The 296-nt window shown below is 60.8% G+C and carries 1 protein-coding gene; it reads left to right on the top strand.

Annotated elements, in window-relative coordinates:
• Window positions 1-296 (top strand): DDE-type integrase/transposase/recombinase (locus J9892_RS25235; RefSeq protein ID WP_210538916.1); only part of this gene is annotated, 296 nt, incomplete at both ends.

Here is a 296-nt window from a genome sequence, read left to right as displayed (position 1 = left end):
ACGGGTGAGGTCCGTCAGGCACAAGTCTTTGTCGCCGTGCTCGGTGCGTCCAACTACACCTTTGCCGAGGCCACCTGGTCACAGTCACTGCCGGACTGGCTGCAAAGCCATGTCCGTGCCTTTGAGTTTTTCGGCGGGACACCGGCACTGCTGATCCCCGACAACCTCAAGAGCGGTGTCAGCAAGGCTTGCCGATACGATCCCGAGCTCAACCCCAGCTACCAGCAGTTGGCCGAGCACTATCAGGTGGCGGTGATGCCAGCTCGTCCTTACAAGCCCAAGGACAAGGCCAAGGC

The organism is Aeromonas sp. Prich7-2 (assembly GCF_017939255.1).
Classification (GTDB): Bacteria; Pseudomonadota; Gammaproteobacteria; order Enterobacterales; family Aeromonadaceae; genus Aeromonas; species Aeromonas caviae.
This window is presented reverse-complemented; position numbering and strand designations above follow the sequence as displayed.